Here is a 26,069-nt window from a genome sequence, read left to right on the forward strand (position 1 = left end):
GATGACCGACAACCTTCTCGAACTCAAAGACTACTCGATCACCTTCGAAACGCCGGACGGTCAGGTGAAGGCCGTCTCCAACATGAACCTCACGATCAAGCGCGGCGAGCGCATCGCGATCGTCGGCGAGTCCGGCTCCGGCAAAAGCCAGACTTTCCTTGGCATCATGGGATTGCTCGCCAAGAACGGCAAGACCAGCGGCCAGGCGCTCCTCGAAGGCAGGGATGTGCTGTCGCTGAAGCCACGTGAACTCGATCAGGTGCGCGGCAAGGACATGGCCATGGTCTTCCAGGATCCCATGACCGCATTGAATCCGTCTCTCAGGATTTCCCGCCAACTGACGGAACAGCTTGAGGTTCATCGCGGTTTCACGGCGCGCGCAGCCTCTGCCGAAGCGCTCGATATGCTGAAGCGGGTCGGCATCCCCGACCCCACGCGCCGCTTCAACCTTTATCCGCACGAGCTCTCGGGAGGCATGCGCCAGCGCATCGTGATTGCCATGGCACTGCTCACCAAGCCGAAGCTCCTGATTGCCGACGAGCCCACCACCGCGCTCGATGTCACTATCCAGGCGCAGATCCTCGATCTCTTCAACGATCTGACGGCCGAGATGAATACGGCGCTCGCGATGATCACCCACGATCTTGGCGTCGTTGCCGGCCTCGCCGATCGCGTCGCGGTCATGTATGCCGGCCGCATCGTCGAGGAAGCGCCGGTCGATGAGCTCTTTGAAAATCCGGCACATCCCTATACGGCGGCGCTGCACGCAGCGATCCCGCGGCCGGACCAGGACGTCGACCAGCTCGTCGTCATTCCCGGGCGGCCGCCGAACCTGCAGCACCTGCCTAAGGGCTGCAACTTCTCGCCGCGCTGTCCCAAGGTAGAAGAGGATTGCATCGATCGTCCGCCGCCGCTCGAAACGCTTTCACCACGCCATTGCGCAGCCTGCTTCCACCCCTTCCCGCGTATCGAGGAGCTTCTCAATCATGGCTGAACGATCGCTGTTGAGGGTCGAGAACCTGACGACCCAGTTCGAACTGCCCTCCAAAGGCTTCTTCAAGCCGCCGGTGATGCTGACGGCCGTCAACAATGTCAGCTTCGACTTGAAGGAGGGCCGCACGCTCGGCATCGTCGGCGAATCCGGCTGCGGAAAGTCCACGCTCGGTCGCTCCATCCTGCGGCTCCTACGCTCGCAGGAGGGCCGCATCCTCTGGCAGGGCCGCAACCTGCTGGACCTGTCGGACGAGGAGATGCGCGCCGCGCGCCGCGACATGCAGATCATCTTCCAGGATCCGATCGCATCGCTCGACCCGCGCATGACGGTCGGCGACATCATCGCCGAGCCGCTGACCGTCTTCGAGCCGAAACTTTCCAAAGCGCAGCGCCTCGAACGTGTGCGCGAGATCATGAGTGCTGTCGGCCTCGTGCCGGAAATGATCAACCGCTACCCGCATGAGTTTTCCGGCGGTCAGGCACAGCGCATCGGCATTGCCCGCGCGGTCGTGACAAGGCCGAAGCTCATCATCTGCGACGAGCCGGTATCGGCCCTCGACGTTTCGATCCAGGGGCAGGTCATCACGCTCCTGCGCAAGCTCCGGAAAGAGTTCGGCCTGACGCTGATCTTCATCAGCCACGACCTTTCCGTCGTGCGGCTGATCTCGGACGACGTGCTGGTGCTCTATCTCGGCAAGGTAGTGGAAGCCGGCGATTGCCAGACGGTCTTCGAACATCCTGCGCACCCTTATACGCAGGCACTGTTTTCGGCCGCACCCATCCCCGATCCGAAGCTTGCCCGCCAGCGCACACGCATCCGCCTTCTGGGCGATCCGCCCTCGCCGCTGAACCCGCCGAAGGGCTGCGTCTTCTCGCCCCGCTGCTGGAAGGCGACGGATATCTGCCGGACAAAAATGCCGCCGACCGAGCATGTGCGCCCGGGTCAAACGGCAGCCTGTTACCATATGGACCGGTAAATCGCGTCCGCTCTGGGTCAGCTCGCGCGCAACACGCGCGTTGCCCAGCGCCTGCCCCGGAGCGGAACAATCGCGCTCCGGGGCAGTTCTCCCTTACACAAGCATGCGGGTCACAGCAGGGTTCCGAAGGAGGAGAAATTGCTCAAGCTGATATCCAATGCCGGCCTTGTGCTGGCGCTCACACTCGGGGGCGCTGTCGCGCCTGCGTCCTTTGCTCAGGCTCAGGACGTCCAGTTCCGTATCGGCCCGGACGGCGTGCGTATCTACGAACGCGATCGCGATCGCTATGATCGTTATCGCGACGACGACCGCCGGGGCTGCAGCCCGCGCGAGGCACAAATCGCCGCTCGCGATTCCGGCCTTCGCCGGCCTGAGGTCGTCCGTGTGACGAGGCGCAGCGTCACGGTGCAAGGCTGGACCCGTTATGGCCCGGACCGCATCGTCTTCGCCAACCGCCGCGGCTGCCCGGAGATCGGATAGGCAAACGAACGATCTGCGACATGAGCCCGCCGTCACGCCGGCGGGCTTTTTCACCAACTATTTCTGGGTCGGCGCCTGCGCTTGCCTCCAAACGTCTCTGCGCGTAATCAGCAGACGCGGAGAATTTTCGGGAGGCAGTTTTGAACGGACGGTTCTTATCGATCGGTGAGTGCATGGTGGAGCTTTCGCAGGCAGGCGGCGGCCTGCTGAGAAAGGGTTTCGCCGGCGATACGTTGAACACCGCCTGGTACGCTCGCGCCTGCATGCAGCCCGCCTGGAGCGTCGATTATTTCACCGCGCTTGGCGATGACGCCATGTCGGACGAGATGATTGCCTTCTTCGAAGAAGCAGGCATCGGCACGAAGCTCATCAGGCGCATCAGGGGCAAAGCGCCCGGCCTTTACATGATCAACCTCAGGAACGGCGAACGCTCCTTCAGCTACTGGCGCGACAACTCCGCCGCCAGGCAGCTTGCCGCCGATCCCGACCGATTGCGCGAAGCGATCGAAGGCTCGGACGTCGTCTATTTTTCGGGCATCACGCTCGCCATTCTGCCGCGCGAAGACGCCGACACGCTGCTTGCCGAAACCCGCCGCGCCAAGGCCGCGGGAAAATTCGTGGTCTTCGATCCGAACATCCGCCCGCGCCTGTGGGCGAGCTATGACGTCATGCATACGACGATCAGCGAAGGCGCCCGCTCCTCTTCCCTCGTCATGCCGAGCTTCGACGACGAGGCCTTGCATTTCGGCGACGACTCTATCGAAGCCACCATCCATCGCTACCGTGCCCTCGGCGCACCGAACGTGCTGATCAAGAACGGCGCCGACGGCGCGACGCTGAACTTCGCCGGCCAGCAGAACTTCGTGCCGGCCGAAACGGTCAACGAGGTCGTCGATACCACCAGCGCCGGCGACAGCTTCAACGGCGCGTTCCTCGCCAAATATCTCGAGACGAAGGATGCGGTCGCCAGCGCCTGTTTCGCAGTGAAGGTTGCCGCGCGTGTCGTCAGCGAGCACGGTGCACTCGTGGCAAAGGATAAGCTCGGGCTCTGAGCCTCGATCGGCAGCCTGTAATAAATCCATCACAGAGAAGCCTCAAAATAAGCACGCGGGAATCACGTTCCTTACGCCCGCTTGGGGTTGTGCCGCTGCCGTCCGATATGGCGTGGCGTGGATGGAAAACGGGACATGCTGCAACATCCGTCGAATAACTATCGCGGCGAGAGCTGGGCCAATACCGCGCCTGGAAGCTTGCCCGAGAGGCTGGTGATCGTCACCGACGCCTGGCATCCGCAGGTCAACGGCGTTGTCCGCTCGATCGAGAATACCAACCGCGAACTCGCGAAACTGGGGGTCGAAGTGTCCATGGTGACGCCCGAGCGCTTCAGTAGCTTCCCCTGCCCGACCTATCCGGAGATTCGCCTTTCGATCGCCAATTACCGCCGGGTCGCCCGCGAGATCGAAAAGCACAAGCCGTCCTATGTGCATATCGCCACCGAAGGCCCGCTCGGGCTGACGGCGCGGCGCTGGTGCCTGAGGAACCGCATGCCGTTTTCCACCAGCTACCACACGCGCTTCCCGGAATATGTCTCGGCCCGTCTGCCCATCCCGAAGCGCTGGCTCTACGCCTTCGTGAAGTGGTTCCACAATTCCGGCGCCGGCTGCATGGTGGCAACGCCGAGCCTTGCCCGCGAGCTATCGGAAAAAGGCATCCGCAACCTGATGCCCTGGAGCCGCGGCATCGACGCCGCGCAGTTCCGCCCGATGGAACTGGAAGAAAAGCCTTTCGGCCTGCAGCGCCCCATCTACATGACGGTTGGACGGGTGGCGTTGGAAAAGAACCTGCCCGCCTTCCTCGATCTCGACCTGCCCGGCTCCAAAGTCGTGGTCGGCGACGGCCCTGCCCGCGCCGAGCTGGAAAAGCGCTATCCAGACGTGCTCTTTACCGGCCTGAAATTCGGCGAGGAGCTTGCCAGGATCTATGCACAGGCCGATGTCTTCGTCTTCCCGTCGCTGACCGATACCTTCGGCAACACGATCCTGGAAGCGCTCGCCTGCGGCGTTCCCGTTGCCGCTTTTCCCGTCACCGGCCCGCTCGACATCATCGGCGAGGATGGCGAGGTCGGCGCACTGGACGCAGACCTGCAGGCGGCCTGCCTCGGCGCATTGTCCGCCTCACGCGAGAAGGCACGGGATCTTGCCCTGCAATATTCCTGGGAAGCGGCAACGCAGCAGTTCATCAACAATATCCGTGCCGCCAACGGCGTCATTACGCCGAAATGGAAGAAGGCCTGGCAATATGCCAAGACCTTGCCCAAAAGCAGAAAGGCCGGCGATGCCGCCGGCCCGATGAAATCCGGAACCTGATTTTTTACTTGTGCAGGGCGCTGCGCAGCGTGTCGTTGGCAAGCGTGATGGCGCTGCGGACGGCCGGGGTTTGGCTGATGGCGTTCAAGAGCACGAAGTCGTGGATCGTGCCGTTATAGCGGACCGAGGTGACCTTCACGCCGGCCTGCGACAGCTTGCGGCCATAGGCCTCGCCTTCGTCGCGCAGCACGTCGTTCTCATCGGTGATGACGAGTGCCGGCGGCAGGCCGTTCAGCTGTTCCAGCGAAGCGTTGAGCGGCGTTGCCGTCGGCTCCTTACGCTTGGCTTCGTCCGGCAGATATGCGTTCCAGAACCACTTCATCGCTTCCTTCGTAAGCCACGGCCGTTGGCGAATTGATTGTATGAGCGGGTCTCAAAGTTGGCGTCGGTGACCGGGTAGAACAGTACCTGCTGATTAATGGCTGGGCCGCCGCGCGCCTTGGCAAGCAGGGTGACGGCCGCTGTCATGTTGCCGCCGACGCTGTCACCGGCAACGGCAAGGCGGCTCGCATCGACCTTGAACTCCTTGGCATGCTCTACGACATACTTCGTTGCGGCATAGGCCTGCTCGATGGCGATCGGATAGCGCGCCTCGGGTGAACGCTCGTAGTCGACGAAAACGACCGCAGCGTTGGCGCCATTGGCAATCTCACGGACGAGGCGGTCATGCGTATCGGCATCGCCCAGCACCCAGCCGCCGCCGTGGAAATACATGACGACCGGCAGCGCAGCCTTGGCATTTTCAGGGCGGACGATCAGAAGCTTGATGCTGCCCGTCGGGCCGGCCTTGATCGTCTTGTTTTCTTGATGGACTGCGGGCTTCTTCACCTCGCCCTTCTGCGCGCCGACGAGAACATTGCGGGCCTCAGCCGGAGAGAAGGTGTAGATCGGCTTGCTGCCGGCAAGTGCATCGATGAATTTCTGCGTGGCCGGTTCCAGCACGGGATCGGCAGCGGCGCCAAGGGCGGAGGCGGCCAGGATCGTTGCTGCGGAAAGTGCGGTCTTGATGGTCGACATTATCTTGTCCTCTCAGTTTGCTGTTCGTTGCGAATGGCCTTTGTATCGCGAACGATTTGTTATTGCACAATTAAAAATGACGCATAGCTGCCATGCTCTAAAATCGCTTGCTATTATTTATCGCGCGATTTAAATTGATGCGTTTCCGGAGAAATGCCATGCAGGAGCAACCAAAACTCGACAATTTCATCTGCTTCGCGATGTATACGGCAAGCCACGCGATGAACCGCGTCTACAAGCCGTTGCTCGACGCGCTCGGCCTCACCTATCCGCAATATCTGGTGATGGTCTCGCTCTGGCAGGAAGACGGCCAGACCGTCGGCGGCCTTGGCGAAAAGCTCTTCCTGGAATCGAGCACGCTTACCCCTTTGCTGAAGCGCCTCGAAGCCGCCGGTTATATCCGCCGCGAACGCAGTAAGGAAGACGAACGCGTCGTCGTCATCCGCCTGAGCGGCGAAGGCATCGGACTGCAAGAAAAGGCCTGCGCGATACCCAACTGCATCGCCGGCGCTACCGGCCGGGACGCCGCCGGCCTCGCGCGCCTGCAGGCCGAGATCGTGGCGTTACGCGAGGCGTTGAACAGGAGTGTGGCGGCCTGAGAAGGGCGAATGTAAGCTTTGAGTGACAGCCACCGACTTCGCCTTCCGGCTTAGACGGCCATACCAAAAACGTCGCGACTCTCTCAGAACCAGACATCAGCGACCGTGCGCAACGCCATAGCGGCGGCAGACGGTGCAATCGCAAATCGTGGCACCGATATCTGTGCTCGAAACTTTGAGCGCGCAGCGCCCCAATGACAGGAGCCACGCGTAATCTGAGGTGCCATGTGTGTCGGCAGTGCCATGGTTGCCCTTTCACTTTTGTTCGTCCCAGCATGTTTTGCGAGAGCAAAAAACGATGACTTTGCCGGTCGGTGGATCATGATCGCCTGCCCAGCAAATCAGTCCCCTACCCGAAAACGCTGCCGATGACGCAAAAAGCCGCCTCGATGAGCATCGTGATTGGACTTCCGCGCCCGCTGGAGTCAATCTTATTTCAGGGCAAAAGTGTAAGGGGGCGGAGCAGCCATCGTCTGAATCGGAGGCTAAAATGAAACATCAAGCACTTGACCAACTGCGGACCGTCGCAAACGTCAACCCGGATCAGCCGCGCCGGCCAATGTCGCGCAGCGAGCGCCTGCAGCGCTGGGCAGAGATCCTCGAGCAGTTCCCGAACCGGCATCTCTCGACACTGCACCAGACAGAATATCAGCCGGAAGCAGGGCGCGACATCATGCGCGCCGACAATTCGCCGATCTCCGTCGCGTTCAAGGATCCTGTGCTGCGTGCAGCCGGGATGGAAAACGACACCTATGGCGAAGCAAAGCGGTTTTTCGAGTTGACCGACAGGGAGTTGCATAAGGTCATCTGCTACTGCCACTTCGGCGCTACGGTAAACGCTGCAACCGCTGCCCGGCAAATCCGCTCTTTCTACGCTGAAGGAAAGCGCGGCATGCTCCATCGGCTGCGCGCGGCGTTCCTCGACTAGGAGCGCCAAGGTTCCGTAGGGTCATTGCTGGAGCGGCCCGGTCGGCAGCTCCAGCTTTTCCGCGCGCCGTGCGGCGGCGCATTTCCGAACAGGAGCGAAAGGCGGCTATCGCTTCTTCTTCGACTCGTACGGATTGTCCGGCGAGCGGTAATGGATGCGGATCGGCACGCTCGGCATGTCAAAATCCTCGCGCAGACCATTGATGAGATAGCGCGTATAGGATTCCGGCAGCGCATCGGAACGCGTGCAGGAAATCATGAAGGCCGGCGGGCGGGCCTTTACCTGCGTCATGTATTTCAGCTTGATGCGGCGGCCGGAAACGGCCGGCGGCGGGTGCTGCACCTGCTGCTGCTCCAGCCAGCGGTTGAGCCGCGCCGTCGAAATGCGCTTGTTCCACACCTTGTCGGTATCGATGATCGACTGCATGAGCTTGTCGAGCCCGCGGCCGGTCTGGCCGGAAATCGGAACGGCGCGGATGCCGCGTGCCTGCGGCAGCAGGCGATCGGTCTTTTCGCGCAGGTCGGCGAGGACCGCTTGCGGATCCTCGATCATGTCCCACTTGTTGAAGGCGAGAACGGCCGCACGGCCTTCGCGCAGTACCAGGTCGACGATGTGCAGATCCTGTTTCTCGAAGGGGATCGTCGCGTCGAAGACGACGACAACAAGTTCGGCAAAACGGATCGCGCGCAGCGCATCGGCAACCGAAAGCTTCTCTAGCTTTTCGATCACCCTCGCCTTGCGGCGCATGCCGGCGGTGTCGAACATCTTGATCGTGCGGCCGCGCCAATCCCACTCGACGGAGATGGAATCTCGCGTGATGCCAGCTTCCGGCCCGGTCAGCAGCCGGTCTTCGCCGAGGAAGCGGTTGATGAGCGTTGACTTGCCGGCATTCGGCCGCCCGACGATTGCAACGCGTAGCGGCTTGGTATCGTCGTAGGCGGGCTCTTCGTCCTCTTCCCCCTCCACTTCGGACCGCGCAACGTCCACGTCGGTAACGGCGACGTCTTCCTTAGGCGGATAGGCGCGCTCCTTGCCGAGCGCGGCGACGATCGCGTCGCGCAGGTCGAGCATGCCCTGCCCGTGTTCGGCCGAGATCGGCGTCGGTTCGCCGAGACCGAGCGTGTAGGCGTCGTAAAAACCGCTGTCGGAGCCCTTCGCTTCGGACTTGTTGGCAACAAGCACCACCGGCTTGCCGCGACGGCGCAGCATTTCGGCCAAGGCGGTATCGACCGGCGTCAGACCGGTCTTGGCATCTACGACGAACAGCGATAGATCGGCCTCGTCGATTGCCGCTTCCGTCTGGGCGCGCATGCGGCCCAGCAGGCTTTCGGCATCGGCCTCTTCGAGACCGGCGGTGTCGACGATCGTGAACTTAAGGTCGATCAGCCGCGCATCTCCCGGCCGGCGGTCGCGGGTAACGCCCGGCGTATCGTCGACGAGCGCCAGCTTCTTCCCAACCAGGCGGTTGAAAAGCGTCGACTTGCCGACATTCGGGCGACCGACGATCGCGACCGTAAAGCTCATTAGAGATCCTTAGATTCAGCCCTGCGCGGCGGGCGCCTTGCCGGATGCGGTGATATTATCAAGCATGATCTGGGCGCGGTTTGCAATGTTGCGCGGGCTTGCGGCATCGTCGGCGATCGCCTGATACCACTGGCGGGCCTGCGCCATGTTGCCGGCCTTGTATGCGGCAAGGCCCAGCGCTTCGCGGGCCGAGTGGCGGAAGGCGTTCGCCGGAATGGCCATTTCCTCGACGGCGGCGGAAACCTGCTCGTAAGTGCCGCTTTCGATCAGCAGCCAGCCGGCGCGCATCCTGGCGGCATCGCGGACGGCTTCCGGAACGTACTGGTCCTTGCCGATCGCTTCGAAGGCGGCGATGGCCGCGGCATTGTCGCCCTTCTGCGCCTGAACCGAGGCTGCACGCATGCGGGCGAGAACCGGATAGGCGCCGTGGCCTTCCTTTTCGAGCGTGGCGAGCGCGGCAAGCGCCTCGTCGCTCTTGTTCTCGTCGGCAAGCTTCATCGCCGCCAGGAACTGGTCGCCGGTGCCGGACGAGCGGTTGTCGTCCCAGTAGTCAAAGGCAACTTTGCCAGCCGTACCGACCACGATCAGAACGGCGATGGCGATGACATAGCGGCCGAAACGGCGCCAGGCGCCCTTCATCTGGTCGGAACGAAGTTCCTCGTTGACTTCACGGATGAAGCTGTCGTCGTTGAATGCCATTCTCGTCTCCGGCACGGATAAGCCCATTGCATGCGTTGCCGCATATTGTGGGGCCTTCTACTCCATTTTGCGCCACTTGTAAGGGGGATCGCAAAGATTCGTCACACGGCAAGCGGCGAAACGCCGATCAGCCATTCGTGCACTCTCCAGATCAGCAGCCCCCAGGCAACAACGCCGATGACGGCGGCATAAAGATCATACTTGGCTGAAACGAAGGGCCGAAGCGTCAACTCGCCCGCCCGCTCGCGCCGCTTCAGGGAGATGCGGAGAATGACGCCCCAGGCGAGGAAGGCCGCAAACAGCAGAACGGACGAGGTCTCGCCATTGGCAAGCAGATGCGAAAGCGCCCAGATCTTCACCGAGAGCACCATCGGATGCTTGGTCCGAACCGCGATGTGCCCCGCCGGCAGAAGCGAGGCGGCAAGACAGATGAGCGCAATCAGCATCAGCGTCACGGCGATATGCGCCATCCACACCGGCGGCATGTACAGCATGCCGGTCACCTGCCGCGCCTGGCCAAAACCGTAGACCAGCAGGATCAGCGAAAGAAGGCTTGCGATCGAATAGGCGATCTTCCAGCCGTTCTCCCCGAGGCTTGCGATCATCGATTGGCGGAAACCGGGCGCGACCACCCGCACCAGATGGATACCAAGGAAAAGTATGATGCCGACGATAAGCAAGGCCATGGCGCGCGTCTCCTATCCGTTTCCCGAGGCTTAGCCGTAGCCGCAGGAAAATGCCAGCGGCACCGCAGCTTTGCCGCAATTCTGTAACAGGAAAGCCGCAAACAAATTTTCGCGGTGCCCATGTTTCGTTTCATTTTTTCTGCCTGCCTCGCCTTTTCCTTTGTCACCTCCCTTCCCGCCCAGGCAGCCGACCAGCCGCCGAAGCAGCTGGTGATCGTGTCCTTCGATGGCGCCCATGACAACGCGCTGTGGCAGAAGAGCCGCGAGATGGCAGCAAGGAATGGCGCGCACTTCACCTATTTTCTCTCCTGCACGTTCCTGATGAATCAGGTTGCGAAGAAAGCCTACCAAGCCCCTCATCAGAAACGCGGAAAGTCCAATGTCGGCTTTGCCCAAAGCGACGACGAAATCCGCGAGCGGCTCGGCAACATCTGGCATGCGCATCTCGAAGGCCACGATATTTCGAGCCACGCCTGTGGCCATTTCGACGGCCGCAAATGGAGCGAGGCCGATTGGTCCGCCGAATACGCGACTTTCAAGGCGACGCTGAAGAACGCCTGGAAAAGCGTCGACCTCAAAGAGCCGCAAGGCTGGCAGGATCTGGTCGAGCACGGCATCAAGGGTTTTCGAGCACCTTATCTTTCCGCGACGGCGGGCGGCGACATGATCGCTGCGGAGAAGAAGGCGGGCTTTTCCTATGACGCCAGCCTCGTCACCAAGGGTCCGGCCACGCCCGTCGTCGAAGACGGCATCATCCGCTTCGGCCTGCCGCTGATCCCCGAAGGTCCGAAGGAAAAGCCGGTTATCGGCATGGATTACAACCTCTTCATCCGCCACTCCAAGGGCGAAGAAGACAAGACCGAAAGCAAGGTCTTCGAAGAGCGCGCCTACGTGGCTTTCAAAGAAGCATTCGACAAGCAATATGCCGGAGACCGCATTCCCCTCCAGCTCGGGTTCCACTTCGTGGAAATGAACGGCGGCGCCTATTGGCGCGCGCTCGACCGCCTGGTGAGCGACGTCTGCCGCCGAACGGATGTCGCCTGCGTCAGCTACGCGGAAGCGATCCCGATGATCGAGGCGCGCGGGAAATTGCAGGAACAGGAAACTTCGGGGCTTTGAGCGACGCCTCTGCGCGCCCTTTGAAACTCCTGCCGGCCGCGCCCTCGACCGCCCTTCGGGCACCTTCTCCCCGCTGGGGAGAAGAGCAAAGCGGCGCGCCACTCTTATTGCTGCGCCCAGCAGTCATCAGCGACACCGCCGCCCTCCATCTTCGAGTGACGCAAACGTCACCACGAGTGCCGGCAGGCGGATGAGGGGTTGCCGCAAACGGGACGCTCCAGCTTAGCGCGACCCAAGTCTTAGCCGTCCGGTTGGACGACGCCCTCACGCTCCAGATAGCGCTGATCGATCTCCGGCAACGGCTCGTCGTCGATCGCCGCCTCGAAGGCCTTGAGACGCTTGTGGATCGACAGAAGCTCGATGATCGTCGTCCAGGAATTGACGAGATACTGGAAGGAGTTGCTGACCTGGCCGAAGGCCGTCAGGATCTGCTGATAGATACCATAGGTGATCTTTCCCGCCACGATCGTCGGCACCAGCATGAAGGTCACGAACAGCGCGTCGGCCTGCAGATAGAAGTAGCGGGCAACGTTGAAATAGAGATAGTGGAAATACATCCGGAAATAGTTGCGGCGGACGTTCGCAAACAGCTCGTTGACCGTCGGCGGCTGGGCCCGGTCGGCATAATCTTCGCCGTAAACCAGTTCCTTGCGGTAAGCAGCTTCCACGCGCTGGTTGCGGAAGTTCAATCCCGGCAGCTTGATACCGGCGACGGCGAGAAGCACCGTTCCGAACGCGGACCAGAAGAGTGCCAGCCAGAACAGCGTATGCCCAATTTCACCGACGATCGGCAGTTCGGAGACGTAACTTGAAAGGGCAAACAGGATCGGCAGGAAGACGATGAGCGTCATCACCGAATTGATCAAGTTGATGCCAAGGCCTTCAAGAATGCTCGAGAAACGCATCGTATCTTCCTGAACGCGCTGCGCAGCACCCTCGATATGGCGAAGCTTCTCCCACTTGGACATGTAGAAATCATTCATGGCCGTTCGCCAGCGAAACACATAATGGCTGGTGAAGAAGTCGGTGATGATTGAAACGAACATGCTGAGAAACGCGATCTGCGCAAAGATCAGCATAAGGCTATAGAAGTCCCAGACGGTGACAGGGGCCGTTTTCGCTAGCGCATTCTGCAACGTATCACCAAACGGACGGCGCCAGTTGTTGATGGCAACGGAAATCTGAACCCCGAAATATGTCGCCATGATAATGAGCGCAGAACCCCAAACGGACCAGATCCTCCAAGGATGGTCTTTCGCTCGCAGGTGCCAAAAACCGCAGAAGAGACCAACGCATATCAGGAAGAAAGCATAAAAAAACAGATTGTCGGGCAAGAGGAAAAAGTCGAGTCCGATTGGGGGCGCCTGCCCCTCGGGAAGCGGCCCGAAACCAAGAGAAAGTCCCGTCGATTCTCCGACGCCATACCAGATGGCGATACAGATAAGTGCCCAGATGGCTACTGACGGGAAGAAGAGTTTCGGCTGCGGGAAGAAGGAATGGAACACGAGCAGTCGCTTTCCTGAACTGGAATCTTGGGAGTATCAGCTAACTGATTGTGCCGGAAACTATGGCAGTTCGAAGAAGGCAGCAATGGGTTCGGCCCATTGTTACGCATTTGTAACGGCTTATCCCAATCTCTTGATGACGGGCAGTACGAGGGCGGCGCACAGGATGAGGGCTGCGGTAGCGATAAAAGTTGGCATGGTGAAGCTGCCGGTCTGCTCGGCAATCCAGCCGGCAACTATGGGGCCGATGATCTGGCCGAGACCGAAGGCGGCGGTCATTGTCGCGAAGATTCGGCGCGCGCTTTCCGGAGCCAGCTTGCGGCCGATCTGCAGCCCGTAGGCGGTGATGGCGAGGAAGGTGGCGCCGAAGAGAGCGCCGCCGATTAGCGGCGCCATCGAATGCGGCAAAAGCACGGTCGCGAGAACCCCGACCGCCTCCATCAGCAGGGCGGCGACATAGACCCAGCCGAGGCCAAGCAGATATACCAGCGGCCGCCATGCAAAAAGCGCAACGGCTGCCGTGAGCCCAGCGATGAACCAGCAGAGGAATTCGACCGTCTGCCCCGCCGCGTCCATGCGCGCGATGGTGACAAGGAAGGTCGCGGTGATCACGTAGCCGAAACCGAAGATGCCATAGGAAAGCGCGAGCAGGGCCACCGGCGGCTTCCAGACGATCGGCGGCTCCATGCCGGCATTGCCTGAGCGTATCGGCGCAGATGGCAGCAAAAGCCAGACGGCGGCGAAGCTGATTGCCGAAAAGATCGCACCGCTGATCCAGTCGGCTCGCCAGCCGGAGGCGCCGGCAAAGATGAGACCGATCAGCATCACCATGACCGAAGAGAGCGCAATGCCAGCCCCTGGGCCGCCGAAATGCGCCGCCTGAACGTGATCGTTGCCCGCCGCAGCGCCATGGCTCAAGACGATCGACGAGGTGAAGATCATCGCAAATGCGCTTGCCAATCCGGCCAGAAAACGGATGGTAGCGAAGACCGGAACAGAATTCGTGGCGGCCATGGCGGCAAGCAGCAGCGCGTTCGCCAGAAGCGCCGAGAGCGCGACCTTGCGTTCGCGGCCAGCGGCCCAGCTGTAAGTGGCAAGCACGGCGCCCGCGAGATAGCCTGCGAAATTGGCCGAAGCGATGAAGCCTGCATCGGCCGCCGAAAGCGGCACGCCGCTCATCATGCCGGGCAGGATCGGCGTATAGGAAAACCGCCCGAAACCCATGGCCGCCGACATCGCGATCATGCCGGCAAGCGCCGTCCGGAAGAGGTTCACTGGTTCGGTATCGCTGCGTACCAACATGCTTGGCTTTATCGCGCTGCACAACGGCAGGGACAAACGAGAAAATCTGATCGATCGATCAATTCCACAAATCCTCGGCGCCTCTTGAAACGACATATCTTACGATATATGTTTTACGATATAGTGAACGATACATCGAGTGACAAAGGAACGAACCATGAGAGGTTTCAGAGGTAGCGGCATGTTCGGTGAAGCGATGCGGATGGGAATGGGCCGCAAGTTTTCGGCTGGTGATCTTCAACTGGTGCTGCTGGCGCTGCTCGACGAGCGGCCACGTCATGGCTACGAGCTGATCAAGACCCTGGAGGAGCGCTCGGGCGGATTCTACGTTCCAAGCCCGGGCGTCATCTATCCGGCGCTGACCTATCTCGAAGAGACGGAACTGGCGGAAGTCCAGATCGAAGGCACCAAGAAGCTCTACAAGATCACCGAACGCGGCAGGCAAAAGGTCGAGGAGAATCGCGCCATGATCCAGCACACGCTGAACAAGCTCGAGCGCATCGGCGAGAAGATGGCTTTCGTCAACCGCATGTTCGATCCGGACCACCACGGCCGCCACCGCGACGCCGAGGACGAGGAGGATTTGATGCGCGACAACGGCGACATTCGCGCCGCCCGCACACTGCTGCGTGCCGCACTCAGGATACGTTACCCGTGGTCGAAAGCCGAAGCCGCCCGCATCGCCGGCATCCTGGAACGCGCCGCCACGGAAATTCTGCAGGGTGGCAAGCCGGAGACGAAGCGGTAAGGCAGGCTTCCTCTCCCACAGGCGAGAGGATACGAAATCTTGTGCTTGGCCACCGGCCAAGGTTTAGAGTTCGTTGGTTAGGGTGACACTACCTCGCGAGAAATCGCCGCTAAACCCCGCCATCCGGCAGCGTCAAAATCAGCGGCCCGTTCCGGGTCGCCACCACCGTGTGCTCGAACTGCACGGTTGGGGCCTGCGGGTCGGCGTAGAGCGTCCAGGCATCGTCGCCGCCTTCGGCCCATGTCGCGCCGAGCGACAGGAAAGGCTCGACGGTAAAAACGAGGCCTTCGGTCATCATCCGCTTTTCGGAAGGATCGGGCCAGGTGGAAAGCTCGGCCGGCTCCTCGTGCAACGAGCGGCCGACACCGTGGCTCGCGAGGTTGGCGACCAGTGTATAGCGGTTCTTTGCCGCAAAGGCGCCGACGGCCTTGCCGATCTTCGCCAGCGGCTCACCGGCCTTCACCTGGTTGAGGCCGACCCAGAGCGCCCGCTTGCCGTCGCGGCAGAGCCTCTCGATCTTCGGCTTGACCGGCGGCACAGTGAAGGAGGCGCCGGTATCGGCGAAGAAACCGTCCTTTTCGGCCGAGACGTCGATATTGATGAGATCGCCCGGGCGGACCATGCGCGATCCCGGAATGCCATGGGCGATTTCCTCGTTGACGCTAATGCAGGTCGCACCCGGAAACTGATAGCAGAATTCCGGCGCCGAACGCGCGCCCGCATCTTCCAGCACCTTGCGGCCGATCTGGTCGAGTTCCAGCGTCGTCATGCCGGGCTCGACTGCTGCCGCCATCACCTGAATGGCATTGGCGCAGATGCGGCCGATCTCCTTGAGCTTTACCAGTTCGTCGTCGTTTTCGATTACCATCGCTTTTCCCGGCCTGCCGCAAGGCGCAGGCCATTGCGGGTTCAGGCCGTGGCTTTCGCCCCTTCGCCCTTGTCAGTCAATGCCTTTCTGACAAGCGGGGCCACTTTCGTGCCGTAGAGCTCGATGCCCCGCATCACCTGATCATGCGGCATGAGGCCGATGGCCATCTGCAGCAGGAAGCGATCGTTCCTAAAGATCTTGTGATGTGCGACGATCTTTTCGGCCACGACCTCCGGGTCTCCGACGAAGAGCGCGCCGGAAGGGCCGCGCGACATATCGAAATGCGCCCGGCTCGTCGGTCCCCAGCCTCGCTCGCGGCCGATGCGGTTCATGACCTCCGCCTGCGGGCCGTAGAATTGATCGGCGGCCGCATCCGTCGTGTCGGCGATGAAACCGTGGACGTTGATGCTGGTCTTCAGCTTCGCCTGGTCCTGCCCTGCCCGGCGCGCAGCCTCGCGATAGAGATCGAAGAGCGGCGCAAAGCGGCGCGGCTCGCCGCCGATGATCGCAAGCGCCACCGGCAAGCCGAGCGCACCGGCGCGCGCCACCGATTGCGGCGTGCCGCCAACAGCGATCCAGAGTGGCAACGGGTCCTGCAGCGGGCGCGGATAGACACCGCGGCCGTTGACCGGCGCCCGCAGCTCGCCCTGCCATTTGACGGTCTCGCTTTCGCGGAGCGTCATCAGCAGATCAAGCTTCTCTTCAAAAAGCTGGTCGTAGTCTTCGAGGTTGTAGCCGAAGAGCGGAAAGGATTCGATGAACGAGCCGCGCCCTGCCATGATCTCGGCACGACCGTTGGAAATCAGATCAAGCGTCGCAAACTGCTGGAACACGCGAACCGGATCGTCCGAGGAGAGCACCGTCACGGCGCTGGTCAGCCGGATATTCTTCGTCTTGACCGCAGCCGCGGCAAGCGCAACGGCGGGCGCGGAGACGGCATAGTCGGGCCGATGATGTTCGCCGAGCCCGAAGACGTCGAGCCCCACCTGATCGGCAAGCGCGATCTCCTCGATCAGATGCTTGAGCCGATCGGCTCCCTCCGCACCCTTGCTGCGCTCAGGGTTCGGATTGACGTCGGCAAAGGTATAAAGGCCCAATTCCATAATCGGCATCCCGTTGAATGTGCCCATGGAGATAAGAAGACAAGCAGCGGAGGGCAACCGGAAATTCTGGAACGGACCGTTCGATGGAGTTGATGGGTCACCGTGAACCTCGCGGGATACCCCGGCGTTCAGGCCGGGGAGGAACGCGAGAGCGGCCTTGGGCCGCTTCCCGCTGGGATTTGACATATTCGGCGATCACCGAGAGCGGTGCGCCGCCACAGCTTGCCGCAAAGGAGGACGGCGACCACAAAGCGCCCTTGTAGTAGCGCCCGGTGATTTCCGGGCGGCTCTCGCGCAGACGTCGGCTGGATACGCCTTTTGAGGCTGTTGACCAGCTTCGACAGGGCGATCTTCGGAGGGTAATGCACCAGAGGTGAACATGATCGTCCTCGCCGTCGCATTCGATCAATCCGGCCTCGAAGTCGCGACACAGCTTGGCGAAGATGCGCCGCAGGTGGCGGATTGCCGGTTCTGACAGAACATCACGGCGGTATTTCGTGACAAAGACCAAATGACCATGGAGCATGTCGACGACATGCCTGCCGGTGCGATCCACGGTTGCGCTCCTTGGAGCAATTGATAGAATCGTAACATGATCCACCGCGCTTTCCGCTACAAGCTCGCTCCGACCGCCGAACAGGAAGTCCTGTTGCGGCAGTTCGCGGGGGTTGTGCGGCTGGTCTATAATCTGGCGCTGGAGCAGCGCAGGGACTGGTGGCGGCATTACCGGCGGCAGACCGGGAACCGCTTGAACGACATCGCCCAGGCGCGGGAATTGACCGCACTGCGGGCCGCGTTCGACTGGATTGCCGCCGTGCATGTGACGCCCCAGCAGCAGGCCCTGCGCGATCTGGATAAGGCGTATGCCAACGTCTTGGCCGGGCGCGCAGGATATCCCGCGCGCCGCAAGAAGGGCGTGAACGGCGCCTTCCGCTTTCAGGGGCGGGAGATCGAGGTCAAGCGCCTGAACGGCAAGTGGTCCGCCGCGCGCCTTCCCAAGATCGGCTGGGTGAAGTTCCGCGACACGCGGCGCCTGCGTGGCAAGACCATGAATGTGACGGTGAGCCTGGCGGCGAACGGCTGGCACATCGCCTTCGCCTGCGAAATCGACCATGCCGTCCGGCAAAACGATTTGCCCGCCGTGGGGATCGACCGGGGCGTGGCGAACACGCTGACGCTTTCGACCGGGGAGCATTGGTGGATGCCTGCCGGCCTTGCGGAGATCGAGCCCAGGAAGCGCCGGGCCCAGCGCGTTCTGGCGCGGCGCAAGCGCGGGTCGAGCCGCCACGCGAAGGCCCGCCGCCGCGTTGCAGCCTTGCAGGCCCGTGCTGCCCGCATCCGGCAGGATTGGCGGCACAAGGCCAGTCTTGATATCGCCCGTCGCTTCGCAACGGTCGTGCTGGAAGACCTCGCCACGCGCAACATGACGCGCAGCGCCAGGGGAACCGTGGACGCGCCCGCAACCAACGTCTGCCAGAAGGCGGGCCTGAACCGGGCGATCCTCGAACAAGGCTGGCACGGCTTTGAAACCGTGTTGGCCTACAAGCTCGAAGAACGGGGCGGATACCTGTGCAAGGTCGATCCCCGCCACACCTCGCAGACCTGTTCGGCCTGCGGCGCCGTGGACAGGGAAAGCCGCGAAAGCCAAGCGTCTTTCCGCTGTTGCCAATGCGGCTTGCGCGCCCACGCCGACCACAATGCTGCAATCAACATCCTGCGTCGGAACACGGCGTCTATGATCGTGGAGGAAGGGCAGCGGCTCTCCGTTGAAGCGATAACGATCGGCGGAGCTTCGCGCCCCCTCGGAAATCCCCCGCTTTCAAGCGGGGGAAGATGTTAATGCCCGGTTCTTGAATGGGAAGCTGCAAGTCCGCTGGCAGGCTGCAGAGTTTCTCGGCTTGCGGCCGCAGCACGTCAGCGGGCGAAGAACTCGCATTTCTACTGTAAAATGAACCACTTCGCAGCTTCAACGGAATCACTTTCCGAACCGCTTTACAATGATAATGACCGGTCAGGAGAGCCGCGTTCAGCACCGATCTCCTGCTCCATTGCGGAAAGTCACATGCGGGCCAGAAGCTCGGCGAGCTGATCGGCAGCCTTGCCCCAGCCTTCGTGGAAGCCCATCTTTTCGTGCTCTTCCTTGTCTTCGGCCCGCCAATGCAGTGCCTTGGCGGTGTACTTGGTCCGGCCGTTGCCGAGGTCTTCGAGAAGCACCACGGCGGTCATGAAGGGTTTTTCGGATGGAACCCAGGCGCTGGTATAGGCGTCAGTCAGGACGATCTTCTCGTTTTCGACGACTTCCAGATAGACGCCGTGGTTTGGAAATTCCTGGCCTTCCGGGCTGCGCATGACGACAAGGCTCGAACCGCCCGGGCGAACGTCGCTTTCGACCTTGGACACGGTCCAGGGGCGCGGGACGAACCATTCCTTCATAAGTTCCGGATCGGTCCAGGCCTTGAATATCTTTTCGCGCGGGGCATCGAATTCGCGGACGAGAACGAGTTCATGTTTTGCATCGGCAATCATTTCAGCATTCCTCCTGTTGAGCGAAACCTGTTTTCCATCAGGTTGTTACAAAGACGTGTCGCCATTTGCCGTTCCGACATCGCCCACGATTATTTCTTGAAGTTTATTTCGCAACCGGGTGTGCCGGCTCGCTCTGCAGCTTGTCGATCTGCAGGCGGATGTGAGCCGCTTCGGCAGCGGAATTTGCAAGCGCGATCGCGCGGTCGAAGGCTTCGCGCGCCTCCCTCGCCCGGCCCATCTGCTTCAGCAGGCCGCCGCGCAGGCCATGATAGTAGAAATAGCCGTCGAGCTTTTCACCGAGCGTTTCGACAAGCCGCAATGCCTCCTCCGGTCCCTTGAGCTTCGAAATCGCAACCGCCCGGTTGAGCGTGACGACCGGGGACGGCTGAAGCCGCTCGAGTACGCGGTAGAGCAGATCGATCTCTTCCCAGTCCGTGTCTTCAGCTCGCTTCGCCCGAGAATGGATAGCCGCAATTGCCGCCTGCAACTGATAGGGTCCGGGCCGGCGGTGGCGGATCGCCTTGTCGAGCAGATTCAGCGCTTCGTTGATCAAAGCATGATTCCAACGTGAGCGGTCCTGATCTTCGAGCAGCACCAGTTCGCCATTTGCGTCGAAGCGCGCGTCGCGCCGCGAGATCTGCAGCAGCATCAGCGCCAAGAGCCCCATGATCTCCGGCTCGCCCGGAAAGATGCGAAGCAGAAGACGGCCGAGCCGGATCGCCTCGTCGCTGAAGGCGGCGGCCTCGCGTTTCGGATCGCCCTGCGAATAGCCCTCGTTGAAGATCAGGTAGATCATCGTCGAGACGATCGACAGACGCTGCGCCCGCTCCTCGGGACCCGGCGTCTCGAACGGCACGCCGGCTTTCGCGACGCGTGCCTTGGCGCGGGTAATCCGCTGCTCCATGGCACTTTCGCCGACGAGAAAGGCGCGCGCGATCTGCTGCACGGAGAGCCCGGAAACGATGCGCAATGCCAGCGCGATCTGCTGGGTGGCCGGCAGATCCGGATGACAGCAGATGAAGAGCAGCCGCAGGATATCGTCGCGATAGTTGGATTCGTCCAGCCGGTCGGCGATATCGCTTTCGGCATCCTCCTTGTCGGAAATCAGGTCTTCGTCCGGCAACGCCTGGGTCTTTGCCTGCTTGCGCACGGCGTCGATACCGCTGTTGCGGCCGACGAAGATCAGCCAGGCGGTCGGATCGCGCGGCGGGCCTTTGTCCGGCCAAGTGCGGATTGCCCGCAGACACGCCTCTTGAAACGCTTCTTCCGCAATGTCGAGATCGCGGAAGTAACGCAGCAGCGCGCCCAGCGCCGTCGGCCGGGCAGCAGTCAGCGCAACGTCGATCCAGGCGATATCCGTCATGTCGAGGCTTCTCCGGGCCGGAAAACGTAAAACGGCCGAATTTCATAGGACGTCGAGCCTGGATTGACCGCCGACAGCTCCTTCGAAAAAGCGATCGCCTCGTCCAGGGTCTCAAAATCGACGACGTAAAAACCGAGAAGCGCTTCCTTGGTTTCCGCGAAAGGACCGTCGAGCACGAGCGGTTCTTCCTTGCCCTTGCGCACGGTGGTCGCCGCTGTCGTCGGCATCAGCCGGCCGGTCGGACCGAGTCTTCCTGCCCGAGCGACGGGGGCCTGCACGGCATGGAGCTTCGCCATGACGGCGTCTTCTTCCTCCTTGGACCAGGAGAAAACCGTCTCTTCATTGGCATAGCAAAGGATTGCGTAAAGCATCTCTCACTCCTCTTCCTCAATGACGAAGAAGTAACCCGGCATCCGACAGGGCGCAGCAAAAAATTATCGTTGAGAAGATCGGCAAGCCGTAATGGTGAAAGACCCGCGAGCGCCGGCAGCCGCGTTGCCGCAGCGGCTATGTTCAAGACGTGATCAACCGCTTCGCCATCTGATCCAGCGCCCGCTTGAACAAGGCCTTGTCATCGAGCGCACGCGACAGCACAAGAGCCCCCTGTATTCCGAGCACGGCGTTCTCCGCCGTCGCCCTCGCCTCGCTGGCCGGGCGGCCGCTGCGGACAAGGGCACCGGCGAGCGCATCGATCCACCGCTGGAAATAGCCGTTGATGGTGGCGGCAAATCGTTCACGGGTTTCATCCAGCGCGAAGGCGCCGACCAGGCAGATACGGTCGCCGGAGCGGAAATAGGCGTCGGCGTTCTTCCACATTGCCGCGATCGCTTCGGCAGGATCGTCGCGGCGCAGCGGCTCGTAAACGAATTGTTCGAACCAGGTGTCGACATCGGCGAGTACGGCTGCTGCCATCTCTTCCTTTCCACCGGGAAAGAAGTGATAGAGGCTGCCCTTGCCGATGCCCGTCCGCTCGGTGATCCGGCTGAGCGTCGCCCCTTCGAAGCCCAGCTCGCGGAAGATTTCCGCAAGCAGCGGTACGACATCAGCGCGTTCGTAGAGCGTTCTCAGAGCTGCCACCTTCCTTCAGAGACCAAGGTCGGAGAGGCCGGGATGATCATCCGGCCGCCGGCCGAGCGGCCAGTGGAATTTGCGGTCCGATTCCTTGATCGGCAGATCGTTGATGCAGGCGAAACGCCGCTGCATCAAGCCCGCTGCATCGAATTCCCAGTTCTCGTTGCCGTAGGAGCGAAACCAGTTGCCGCTGTCGTCATGCCACTCATAGGCGAAGCGCACGGCAAGGCGGTTCTCGCCGAAGGTCCAGAGCTCCTTGATCAGGCGATAATCCAGCTCCTTTGCCCATTTGCGCGTCAGGAACGCAACGATCTCCGCGCGGCCGTTTATGAATTCCGCCCGGTTCCGCCAGCTGCTGTCCGGCGTATAGACGAGCGATACCCTTTCCGGATTGCGGCTGTTCCAGCCGTCTTCTGCCATGCGGACTTTCTGCGTTGCGGTTTCCAGTGTGAAAGGCGGGACGAGTGCACTCATGATCAACTCCTGTACTGATTAGAATGCATTGTACCTATCAGTACAGAATTAGCAAGCGGCCCTGCTGCGCATTCCATCCTATGAAGAGATTGGCGATACGCCCACGCTTTTGACGCATTTCGTCTATTTGTTTCCTGCTGCAGTGCACGGTTGAGAGAGGGAAACCATGCGGCAGGAAAAGACCCGCATCGATTGGCTCGACATCGCCAAGGGAATGTCGATCATCCTCGTGGTCATCTACCACACGCTCCTCTACCACGACTTCCACGAGATTGCGCCGGACCTTTATGCCCGCATCAGCGGCATCATGACGCCGATCCGGATGCCGCTGTTTTTCACCGTCTCCGGCTTTCTTGCGGCATCGGCCGTACGGGCGCCCTGGCGCGACTTCCTGAGCCGGAAGATCTGGCTGCTCATCTATCTCTTCGCCGTCTGGAGCACCGCGCGCTGGCTGTTCTTCCACTATATCCAGACCAATGCCCTGGTACCGGCCGAAGGCAGCGATCCCTACCAGCTGATCGAGATGTGGTGGGCGCCCAATACAGGCATCTGGTTCATCTGGGCATTGGCGATCTTCATGGTCGCCACGAAGCTTCTTTCTTCCGCCCATCATGCGACGACGATCGCGATCGCCGCCATGGTCTCGATCCTGACTTTCGGCGAGCATCTGCAGATCGATCTCTTTACCCATCGCAATGTGCTGCAGTATTTTGTCTTCTTCCTCTTCGGTTGCTGGTACGGAAAATCCGTGGTCGGCACGATCACGCAGCGCCCGCTTCTGATGGCGTTAGGCGGCTTCCTGCTGTTTGCGGCACTCTATCTGTTGCGCTGGCGGCTACAGGCCATCGAGAAAGGCAGTTGGGCGCTGCTCTCTTCCATCGCCGGTCTGGCATGGCTTTGCGGAACCGCCGTACTGATGTCGCGGCTGCAGCCAGTTCGGCACGCTTTCGCCTATTTCGGGCGTAACACGCTTCCGGTCTATGTGACGCACGTCATGATTGTTTCGCTGCTGGTGGCGGCGATCGCAACGCTGGTGAAGGCGCACGCGGCAAGCGGCTATGTGACCGCGCCTCTTGTCGTGATCGTCGCGATCGGCCTGTCGCTCGCCATCAAGGCCGTTGCCGATCGCAGCGGCGCCGGCTGGCTCTACGTTCCCCCCGCAAGGCGCAAGCGGCAAGCGATTGCCGCTTGAAGCGGGCGATAGCCTGCGCCAAAACAAACGCTAAAGTTCGCTCAGCGTCCGCTTCACAGCATTGCGCCATCCCTTGACCTTCGCGGCCCGCGTCTTCTCATCCATGTTCGGCTCGAAGCGCCGGTCGCGTTTCCACGTGGCGGAGAAGGTCTTGCGGTCGGGCCACACACCCGCCCTGCTCCCGGCAAGCCAGGCAGCACCGAGGGCGGTGGTTTCGAGGATGACCGGGCGATCGACGGGAGCTTCGAGCAAGTCTGCCAGCCGCTGCATCGTCCAGTCGGAGGCGACCATGCCACCGTCGACGCGCAGCACCGTGTCGTCCTTGCCGTTCTTCCAGTCCTTTTGCATGGCATCAAGCAGGTCGCGGGTCTGGTAGCAGACCGCTTCGAGCGCCGCGCGGGCGAATTCGGCTGGACCGCTGTTGCGGGTGAGGCCGAAGATCGCGCCGCGCGCCTCCGGGTCCCAATGCGGCGCGCCAAGTCCGGTGAAGGCGGGGACGAGATAGACCTCTTGTGTCGGGTCGGCCCGTTCCGCAAGCTCGCCGGTCTTCGAAGCGCGGTCGATGATCCCGAGGCCGTCGCGCAGCCACTGCACGGCCGCGCCCGCAATGAAGATCGAGCCTTCGAGCGCATAGGTCGTTTCGCCGTTTAGGCGGTAAGCGATCGTGGTGAGCAGCCGGTTCTTGGAGCGCACCAAGTCGGCGCCGGTGTTCAAGAGCGCGAAGCAGCCTGTGCCGTAGGTCGATTTCATCATGCCAGGCTCGAAGCAGGCCTGTCCGATGGTCGCGGCCTGCTGATCGCCGGCTACGCCGAGAATCGGGATCGCGGCGCCGAATATCGAGGCATCGGCAACGCCGAACTCATCCGCACAGTCCTTCACCTGCGGCAGCATGGCGGCCGGCACGCGCAGGATTTCGAGCAGGTCTTCGTCCCATTTGTTCTCGGCGATATTGTACATCAGCGTGCGCGAGGCATTCGTGGCGTCGGTGACGAAGTTCTTGCCGCCGGTCAGCCGCCAGATCAGGAAGGTGTCGATGGTGCCGAAGCAAAGCTCGCCCTTGGCGGCACGCGCCCGTGCTCCCTTCACATTGGCCAGCAGCCAGGAAAGCTTGGTGCCGGAGAAATAGGGATCGAGGATCAGCCCGGTCTTCTTCGTGAACGTCTTTTCGAGGCCCTGGCGCTTGAGATTGTCGCAGTAGCTCGCCGTGCGGCGGTCCTGCCAGACGATGGCGTTCTGGATCGGCTTGCCGGTCTCGCGTTCCCAGACGACAACAGTCTCGCGCTGGTTGGTGATGCCAAGTGCCGCGATGTCCTTGGCTTCGATCTTCGCCTCGCGCAGCGCCATGTGGATGGTGGAGACCACCGAATCCCAGATCTCCTCCGGATCGTGTTCGACCCAGCCGGAACGCGGATAGATCTGCGTGAACTCCTTTTGGCCCGCGCCGGCGATCCTCATCTCGCTATCGAAAATGATGGCCCGCGTCGATGTCGTGCCTTGATCGATCGCCAAAACATATCCGCTCACGCCTGTCCCTCCCATGCGCATTGCTTTGTTGCAGAAATCAATAAGGCACCAAAGCGAACCTGAAAAGAAAATAAAACGAAAAAGAAGCTACGCCCGTCCCGCCCTCGGCTGCTCTCCTTCCAGCCTGCAAATCGTCTCTCCCGCGCGATTGCCAGAAGCGCCGCTTTGGGCATAACCTTCGCGATATTGCGTCGCGAAAACAAGCCATGGGGAGAACAGCATGAAGAGAACCGTTGTCGTCACCGGATCCACCAGCGGCATCGGGCTTGCGATCGCCACCGCCTTTGCCGGAAAGGGCGACAATGTCGTCATCAACGGCTTCGGAAAGGCGGACGAAATCAAGGCGATAGTGGAGCGGCTTGAATCGCTTTCCGAGGGAAGTGCCCTCTACCACCCAGCGGATATGACGAAACCCGCGGAGATCGCAGACCTGATCGCCACGGCGGCGAAGACCTTCGGCACCGTCGACGTGCTGGTCAACAATGCCGGCATCCAGCATGTCGAGAAGATCGAGGATTTCCCGATCGAGAAATGGGACCAGATCATCGCCATCAACCTGTCGAGCTCGTTTCATACGATGCGCGCCGCCATCCCGCAGATGAAGGCGAAGAAGCATGGCCGCATCATCAATATCGCCTCGGCGCACGGCCTCGTCGCCTCGCCTTTCAAATCCGCCTATGTGGCCGCAAAACATGGTATATTAGGCCTGACGAAGACAGCGGCGCTCGAACTTGCCGAATTCGGCGTGACGGTAAACGCCATCTGCCCCGGCTATGTGCTGACGCCGCTCGTCGAAAAGCAGATACCGGATACCGCCAAGGCCCGCGGAATGACGGAGGAACAGGTGAAGACCGAGGTCATCCTCAAGGCCCAGCCGACGCGCGAATTCGTCAAGGCCGAGGAGATCGGCGCCATGGCGCTCTACCTCGCCAGCGACGACGCCCGGCAGGTTACCGGCACCCACATCTCGATTGACGGGGGCTGGACTGCGGCATAACCATTTCA

At 61.4% G+C, this 26,069-nt stretch carries 26 protein-coding genes and 1 pseudogene; 12 read left to right on the forward strand and 15 right to left on the reverse strand.

All coding sequences use genetic code 11. The features are described 5' to 3' along the window. Window position 1 precedes the first annotated feature (1 nt). The 5 genes from QA644_RS12570 (at window position 2) to QA644_RS12590 (ending at window position 4,816) form a co-directional block, all read left to right on the forward strand. Complete coding sequence (locus QA644_RS12570; RefSeq protein ID WP_283068739.1) at window positions 2-994, forward strand: ABC transporter ATP-binding protein; 993 nt, start codon at window positions 2-4, stop codon at window positions 992-994. Beyond that, the gene (locus QA644_RS12575) at window positions 987-1,970 is read left to right on the forward strand and encodes an oligopeptide/dipeptide ABC transporter ATP-binding protein (RefSeq protein ID WP_074069097.1); all 984 of its coding nucleotides are present in this window, start codon (window positions 987-989) and stop codon (window positions 1,968-1,970) included. Before QA644_RS12570 ends, QA644_RS12575 begins: the two co-directional genes overlap by 8 nt. Before the next feature lie 168 nt (window positions 1,971-2,138). Then, a complete protein-coding gene (locus tag QA644_RS12580) occupies window positions 2,139-2,450 on the forward strand; it encodes a hypothetical protein (protein WP_239599483.1) in 312 nt (103 codons plus the stop codon). 140 nt (window positions 2,451-2,590) lie between these two features. Next, window positions 2,591-3,502 (forward strand): sugar kinase, encoded by a 912-nt coding sequence (locus QA644_RS12585; protein ID WP_283068740.1) that lies wholly within the window; start codon window positions 2,591-2,593, stop codon window positions 3,500-3,502. Between the two features lie 135 nt (window positions 3,503-3,637). Then, window positions 3,638-4,816: a glycosyltransferase family 1 protein gene (locus QA644_RS12590; protein WP_194727623.1), complete on the forward strand. Its 1,179-nt coding sequence runs from the start codon at window positions 3,638-3,640 to the stop codon at window positions 4,814-4,816. 4 nt (window positions 4,817-4,820) lie between these two features. Here QA644_RS12590 and QA644_RS12595 read toward each other — a convergent pair. After that, a pseudogene (locus QA644_RS12595) lies at window positions 4,821-5,833 on the reverse strand (alpha/beta hydrolase). A 158-nt stretch (window positions 5,834-5,991) separates the two neighbouring features. Between QA644_RS12595 and QA644_RS12600 the strand changes: the two are divergent. Together QA644_RS12600 and QA644_RS12605 are read left to right on the forward strand one after the other, a co-directional pair. Then, the gene (locus QA644_RS12600) at window positions 5,992-6,432 is read left to right on the forward strand and encodes a MarR family transcriptional regulator (RefSeq protein ID WP_239597988.1); all 441 of its coding nucleotides are present in this window, start codon (window positions 5,992-5,994) and stop codon (window positions 6,430-6,432) included. 490 nt (window positions 6,433-6,922) lie between these two features. After that, window positions 6,923-7,360, forward strand: coding sequence for a hypothetical protein (locus QA644_RS12605; RefSeq protein ID WP_074061913.1), 438 nt, complete (start codon window positions 6,923-6,925; stop codon window positions 7,358-7,360). A 105-nt stretch (window positions 7,361-7,465) separates the two neighbouring features. On the opposite strand, the gene der is transcribed toward QA644_RS12605, so the two are convergent. The 3 genes from der to QA644_RS12620 form a co-directional block, all read right to left on the reverse strand. Next, window positions 7,466-8,884, reverse strand: coding sequence for a ribosome biogenesis GTPase Der (gene der / locus QA644_RS12610; RefSeq protein WP_283068741.1), 1,419 nt, complete (start codon window positions 8,882-8,884; stop codon window positions 7,466-7,468). A gap of 15 nt (window positions 8,885-8,899) precedes the next feature. After that, window positions 8,900-9,583 (reverse strand): tetratricopeptide repeat protein, encoded by a 684-nt coding sequence (locus QA644_RS12615; protein WP_283068742.1) that lies wholly within the window; start codon window positions 9,581-9,583, stop codon window positions 8,900-8,902. A gap of 101 nt (window positions 9,584-9,684) precedes the next feature. Next, window positions 9,685-10,269: an NnrU family protein gene (locus QA644_RS12620; RefSeq protein ID WP_194727628.1), complete on the reverse strand. Its 585-nt coding sequence runs from the start codon at window positions 10,267-10,269 to the stop codon at window positions 9,685-9,687. A 120-nt stretch (window positions 10,270-10,389) separates the two neighbouring features. Between QA644_RS12620 and QA644_RS12625 the strand changes: the two genes are divergently transcribed. Beyond that, the gene (locus QA644_RS12625; protein ID WP_283068743.1) at window positions 10,390-11,388 is read left to right on the forward strand and encodes a polysaccharide deacetylase; all 999 of its coding nucleotides are present in this window, start codon (window positions 10,390-10,392) and stop codon (window positions 11,386-11,388) included. A gap of 239 nt (window positions 11,389-11,627) precedes the next feature. Here the strand turns inward: QA644_RS12625 and sbmA are convergent, their stop codons facing one another. Together sbmA and QA644_RS12635 are read right to left on the reverse strand one after the other, a co-directional pair. Then, on the reverse strand, window positions 11,628-12,893 hold the full coding sequence (sbmA, locus tag QA644_RS12630) for a peptide antibiotic transporter SbmA (RefSeq protein ID WP_283068744.1): 1,266 nt from the start codon (window positions 12,891-12,893) through the stop codon (window positions 11,628-11,630). Between the two features lie 120 nt (window positions 12,894-13,013). Then, window positions 13,014-14,195: a YbfB/YjiJ family MFS transporter gene (locus tag QA644_RS12635; RefSeq protein WP_283068745.1), complete on the reverse strand. Its 1,182-nt coding sequence runs from the start codon at window positions 14,193-14,195 to the stop codon at window positions 13,014-13,016. Between the two features lie 157 nt (window positions 14,196-14,352). Here QA644_RS12635 and QA644_RS12640 point away from each other — a divergent pair, with 157 nt between their 5' ends. Next, complete coding sequence (locus QA644_RS12640; RefSeq protein ID WP_283068746.1) at window positions 14,353-14,943, forward strand: PadR family transcriptional regulator; 591 nt, start codon at window positions 14,353-14,355, stop codon at window positions 14,941-14,943. A 109-nt stretch (window positions 14,944-15,052) separates the two neighbouring features. Here the strand turns inward: QA644_RS12640 and map are convergent, their stop codons facing one another. The 3 genes from map to tnpA all read right to left on the reverse strand — a co-directional run bounded on the left by map (window position 15,053) and on the right by tnpA (window position 17,470). Then, window positions 15,053-15,811 carry a type I methionyl aminopeptidase gene (map, locus tag QA644_RS12645; protein ID WP_039845544.1) on the reverse strand — a complete coding sequence of 253 codons (759 nt, stop codon included), beginning with the start codon at window positions 15,809-15,811 and terminating at the stop codon, window positions 15,053-15,055. Between the two features lie 41 nt (window positions 15,812-15,852). Beyond that, on the reverse strand, window positions 15,853-16,914 hold the full coding sequence (locus tag QA644_RS12650; RefSeq protein WP_283068747.1) for an LLM class flavin-dependent oxidoreductase: 1,062 nt from the start codon (window positions 16,912-16,914) through the stop codon (window positions 15,853-15,855). A gap of 97 nt (window positions 16,915-17,011) precedes the next feature. Further along, window positions 17,012-17,470 carry an IS200/IS605 family transposase gene (gene tnpA, locus QA644_RS12655; RefSeq protein WP_283068748.1) on the reverse strand — a complete coding sequence of 153 codons (459 nt, stop codon included), beginning with the start codon at window positions 17,468-17,470 and terminating at the stop codon, window positions 17,012-17,014. A gap of 36 nt (window positions 17,471-17,506) precedes the next feature. Here tnpA and QA644_RS12660 point away from each other — a divergent pair, with 36 nt between their 5' ends. Continuing rightward, window positions 17,507-18,754 (forward strand): transposase, encoded by a 1,248-nt coding sequence (locus tag QA644_RS12660; protein WP_283068749.1) that lies wholly within the window; start codon window positions 17,507-17,509, stop codon window positions 18,752-18,754. A 218-nt stretch (window positions 18,755-18,972) separates the two neighbouring features. Here QA644_RS12660 and QA644_RS12665 read toward each other — a convergent pair whose 3' ends face one another. From QA644_RS12665 to QA644_RS12685, 5 genes are all read right to left on the reverse strand, one after another. Beyond that, a complete protein-coding gene (locus QA644_RS12665) occupies window positions 18,973-19,440 on the reverse strand; it encodes an SRPBCC family protein (RefSeq protein ID WP_283068750.1) in 468 nt (155 codons plus the stop codon). Between the two features lie 103 nt (window positions 19,441-19,543). Then, window positions 19,544-20,803 carry an RNA polymerase sigma factor gene (locus QA644_RS12670; RefSeq protein ID WP_283068751.1) on the reverse strand — a complete coding sequence of 420 codons (1,260 nt, stop codon included), beginning with the start codon at window positions 20,801-20,803 and terminating at the stop codon, window positions 19,544-19,546. Next, on the reverse strand, window positions 20,800-21,174 hold the full coding sequence (locus QA644_RS12675) for a YciI family protein (protein WP_074069112.1): 375 nt from the start codon (window positions 21,172-21,174) through the stop codon (window positions 20,800-20,802). The genes QA644_RS12670 and QA644_RS12675 overlap by 4 nt, the downstream gene beginning before the upstream one ends. Window positions 21,175-21,316: 142 nt before the next feature. Beyond that, window positions 21,317-21,871: a TetR/AcrR family transcriptional regulator gene (locus QA644_RS12680; protein ID WP_283072377.1), complete on the reverse strand. Its 555-nt coding sequence runs from the start codon at window positions 21,869-21,871 to the stop codon at window positions 21,317-21,319. A gap of 15 nt (window positions 21,872-21,886) precedes the next feature. Continuing rightward, a complete protein-coding gene (locus QA644_RS12685) occupies window positions 21,887-22,348 on the reverse strand; it encodes a nuclear transport factor 2 family protein (protein ID WP_283068753.1) in 462 nt (153 codons plus the stop codon). 166 nt (window positions 22,349-22,514) lie between these two features. Here QA644_RS12685 and QA644_RS12690 point away from each other — a divergent pair, with 166 nt between their 5' ends. Then, a complete protein-coding gene (locus tag QA644_RS12690; RefSeq protein WP_283068754.1) occupies window positions 22,515-23,540 on the forward strand; it encodes an acyltransferase family protein in 1,026 nt (341 codons plus the stop codon). Between the two features lie 30 nt (window positions 23,541-23,570). Here QA644_RS12690 and glpK read toward each other — a convergent pair whose 3' ends face one another. Further along, window positions 23,571-25,064 carry a glycerol kinase GlpK gene (glpK, locus tag QA644_RS12695; protein ID WP_283068756.1) on the reverse strand — a complete coding sequence of 498 codons (1,494 nt, stop codon included), beginning with the start codon at window positions 25,062-25,064 and terminating at the stop codon, window positions 23,571-23,573. Between the two features lie 220 nt (window positions 25,065-25,284). On the opposite strand from glpK, the gene QA644_RS12700 reads away from it, so the two are divergent. Then, window positions 25,285-26,061: a 3-hydroxybutyrate dehydrogenase gene (locus QA644_RS12700; RefSeq protein ID WP_092585026.1), complete on the forward strand. Its 777-nt coding sequence runs from the start codon at window positions 25,285-25,287 to the stop codon at window positions 26,059-26,061. Window positions 26,062-26,069: the final 8 nt, after the last annotated feature.

The sequence above is a fragment of the Rhizobium sp. CC1099 genome (assembly GCF_029714385.1).
Classification (GTDB): domain Bacteria; phylum Pseudomonadota; class Alphaproteobacteria; order Rhizobiales; family Rhizobiaceae; genus Rhizobium.

Coding starts and splice junctions, on each gene's coding strand:
- QA644_RS12570 (WP_283068739.1), top strand. CDS start 2: ATGACCGACAACCTTCTCGAACTCAAAGACTACTCGATCACCTTCGAA.
- QA644_RS12575 (WP_074069097.1), top strand. CDS start 987: ATGGCTGAACGATCGCTGTTGAGGGTCGAGAACCTGACGACCCAGTTC.
- QA644_RS12590 (WP_194727623.1), top strand. CDS start 3,638: ATGCTGCAACATCCGTCGAATAACTATCGCGGCGAGAGCTGGGCCAAT.
- QA644_RS12600 (WP_239597988.1), top strand. CDS start 5,992: ATGCAGGAGCAACCAAAACTCGACAATTTCATCTGCTTCGCGATGTAT.
- QA644_RS12605 (WP_074061913.1), top strand. CDS start 6,923: ATGAAACATCAAGCACTTGACCAACTGCGGACCGTCGCAAACGTCAAC.
- der (WP_283068741.1), bottom strand. CDS start 8,884: ATGAGCTTTACGGTCGCGATCGTCGGTCGCCCGAATGTCGGCAAGTCG.
- QA644_RS12615 (WP_283068742.1), bottom strand. CDS start 9,583: ATGGCATTCAACGACGACAGCTTCATCCGTGAAGTCAACGAGGAACTT.
- QA644_RS12620 (WP_194727628.1), bottom strand. CDS start 10,269: ATGGCCTTGCTTATCGTCGGCATCATACTTTTCCTTGGTATCCATCTG.
- QA644_RS12625 (WP_283068743.1), top strand. CDS start 10,390: ATGTTTCGTTTCATTTTTTCTGCCTGCCTCGCCTTTTCCTTTGTCACC.
- QA644_RS12635 (WP_283068745.1), bottom strand. CDS start 14,195: ATGTTGGTACGCAGCGATACCGAACCAGTGAACCTCTTCCGGACGGCG.
- QA644_RS12640 (WP_283068746.1), top strand. CDS start 14,353: ATGAGAGGTTTCAGAGGTAGCGGCATGTTCGGTGAAGCGATGCGGATG.
- map (WP_039845544.1), bottom strand. CDS start 15,811: ATGGTAATCGAAAACGACGACGAACTGGTAAAGCTCAAGGAGATCGGC.
- QA644_RS12650 (WP_283068747.1), bottom strand. CDS start 16,914: ATGGAATTGGGCCTTTATACCTTTGCCGACGTCAATCCGAACCCTGAG.
- QA644_RS12660 (WP_283068749.1), top strand. CDS start 17,507: ATGATCCACCGCGCTTTCCGCTACAAGCTCGCTCCGACCGCCGAACAG.
- QA644_RS12665 (WP_283068750.1), bottom strand. CDS start 19,440: ATGATTGCCGATGCAAAACATGAACTCGTTCTCGTCCGCGAATTCGAT.
- QA644_RS12670 (WP_283068751.1), bottom strand. CDS start 20,803: ATGACGGATATCGCCTGGATCGACGTTGCGCTGACTGCTGCCCGGCCG.
- QA644_RS12675 (WP_074069112.1), bottom strand. CDS start 21,174: ATGCTTTACGCAATCCTTTGCTATGCCAATGAAGAGACGGTTTTCTCC.
- QA644_RS12685 (WP_283068753.1), bottom strand. CDS start 22,348: ATGAGTGCACTCGTCCCGCCTTTCACACTGGAAACCGCAACGCAGAAA.
- QA644_RS12690 (WP_283068754.1), top strand. CDS start 22,515: ATGCGGCAGGAAAAGACCCGCATCGATTGGCTCGACATCGCCAAGGGA.
- QA644_RS12700 (WP_092585026.1), top strand. CDS start 25,285: ATGAAGAGAACCGTTGTCGTCACCGGATCCACCAGCGGCATCGGGCTT.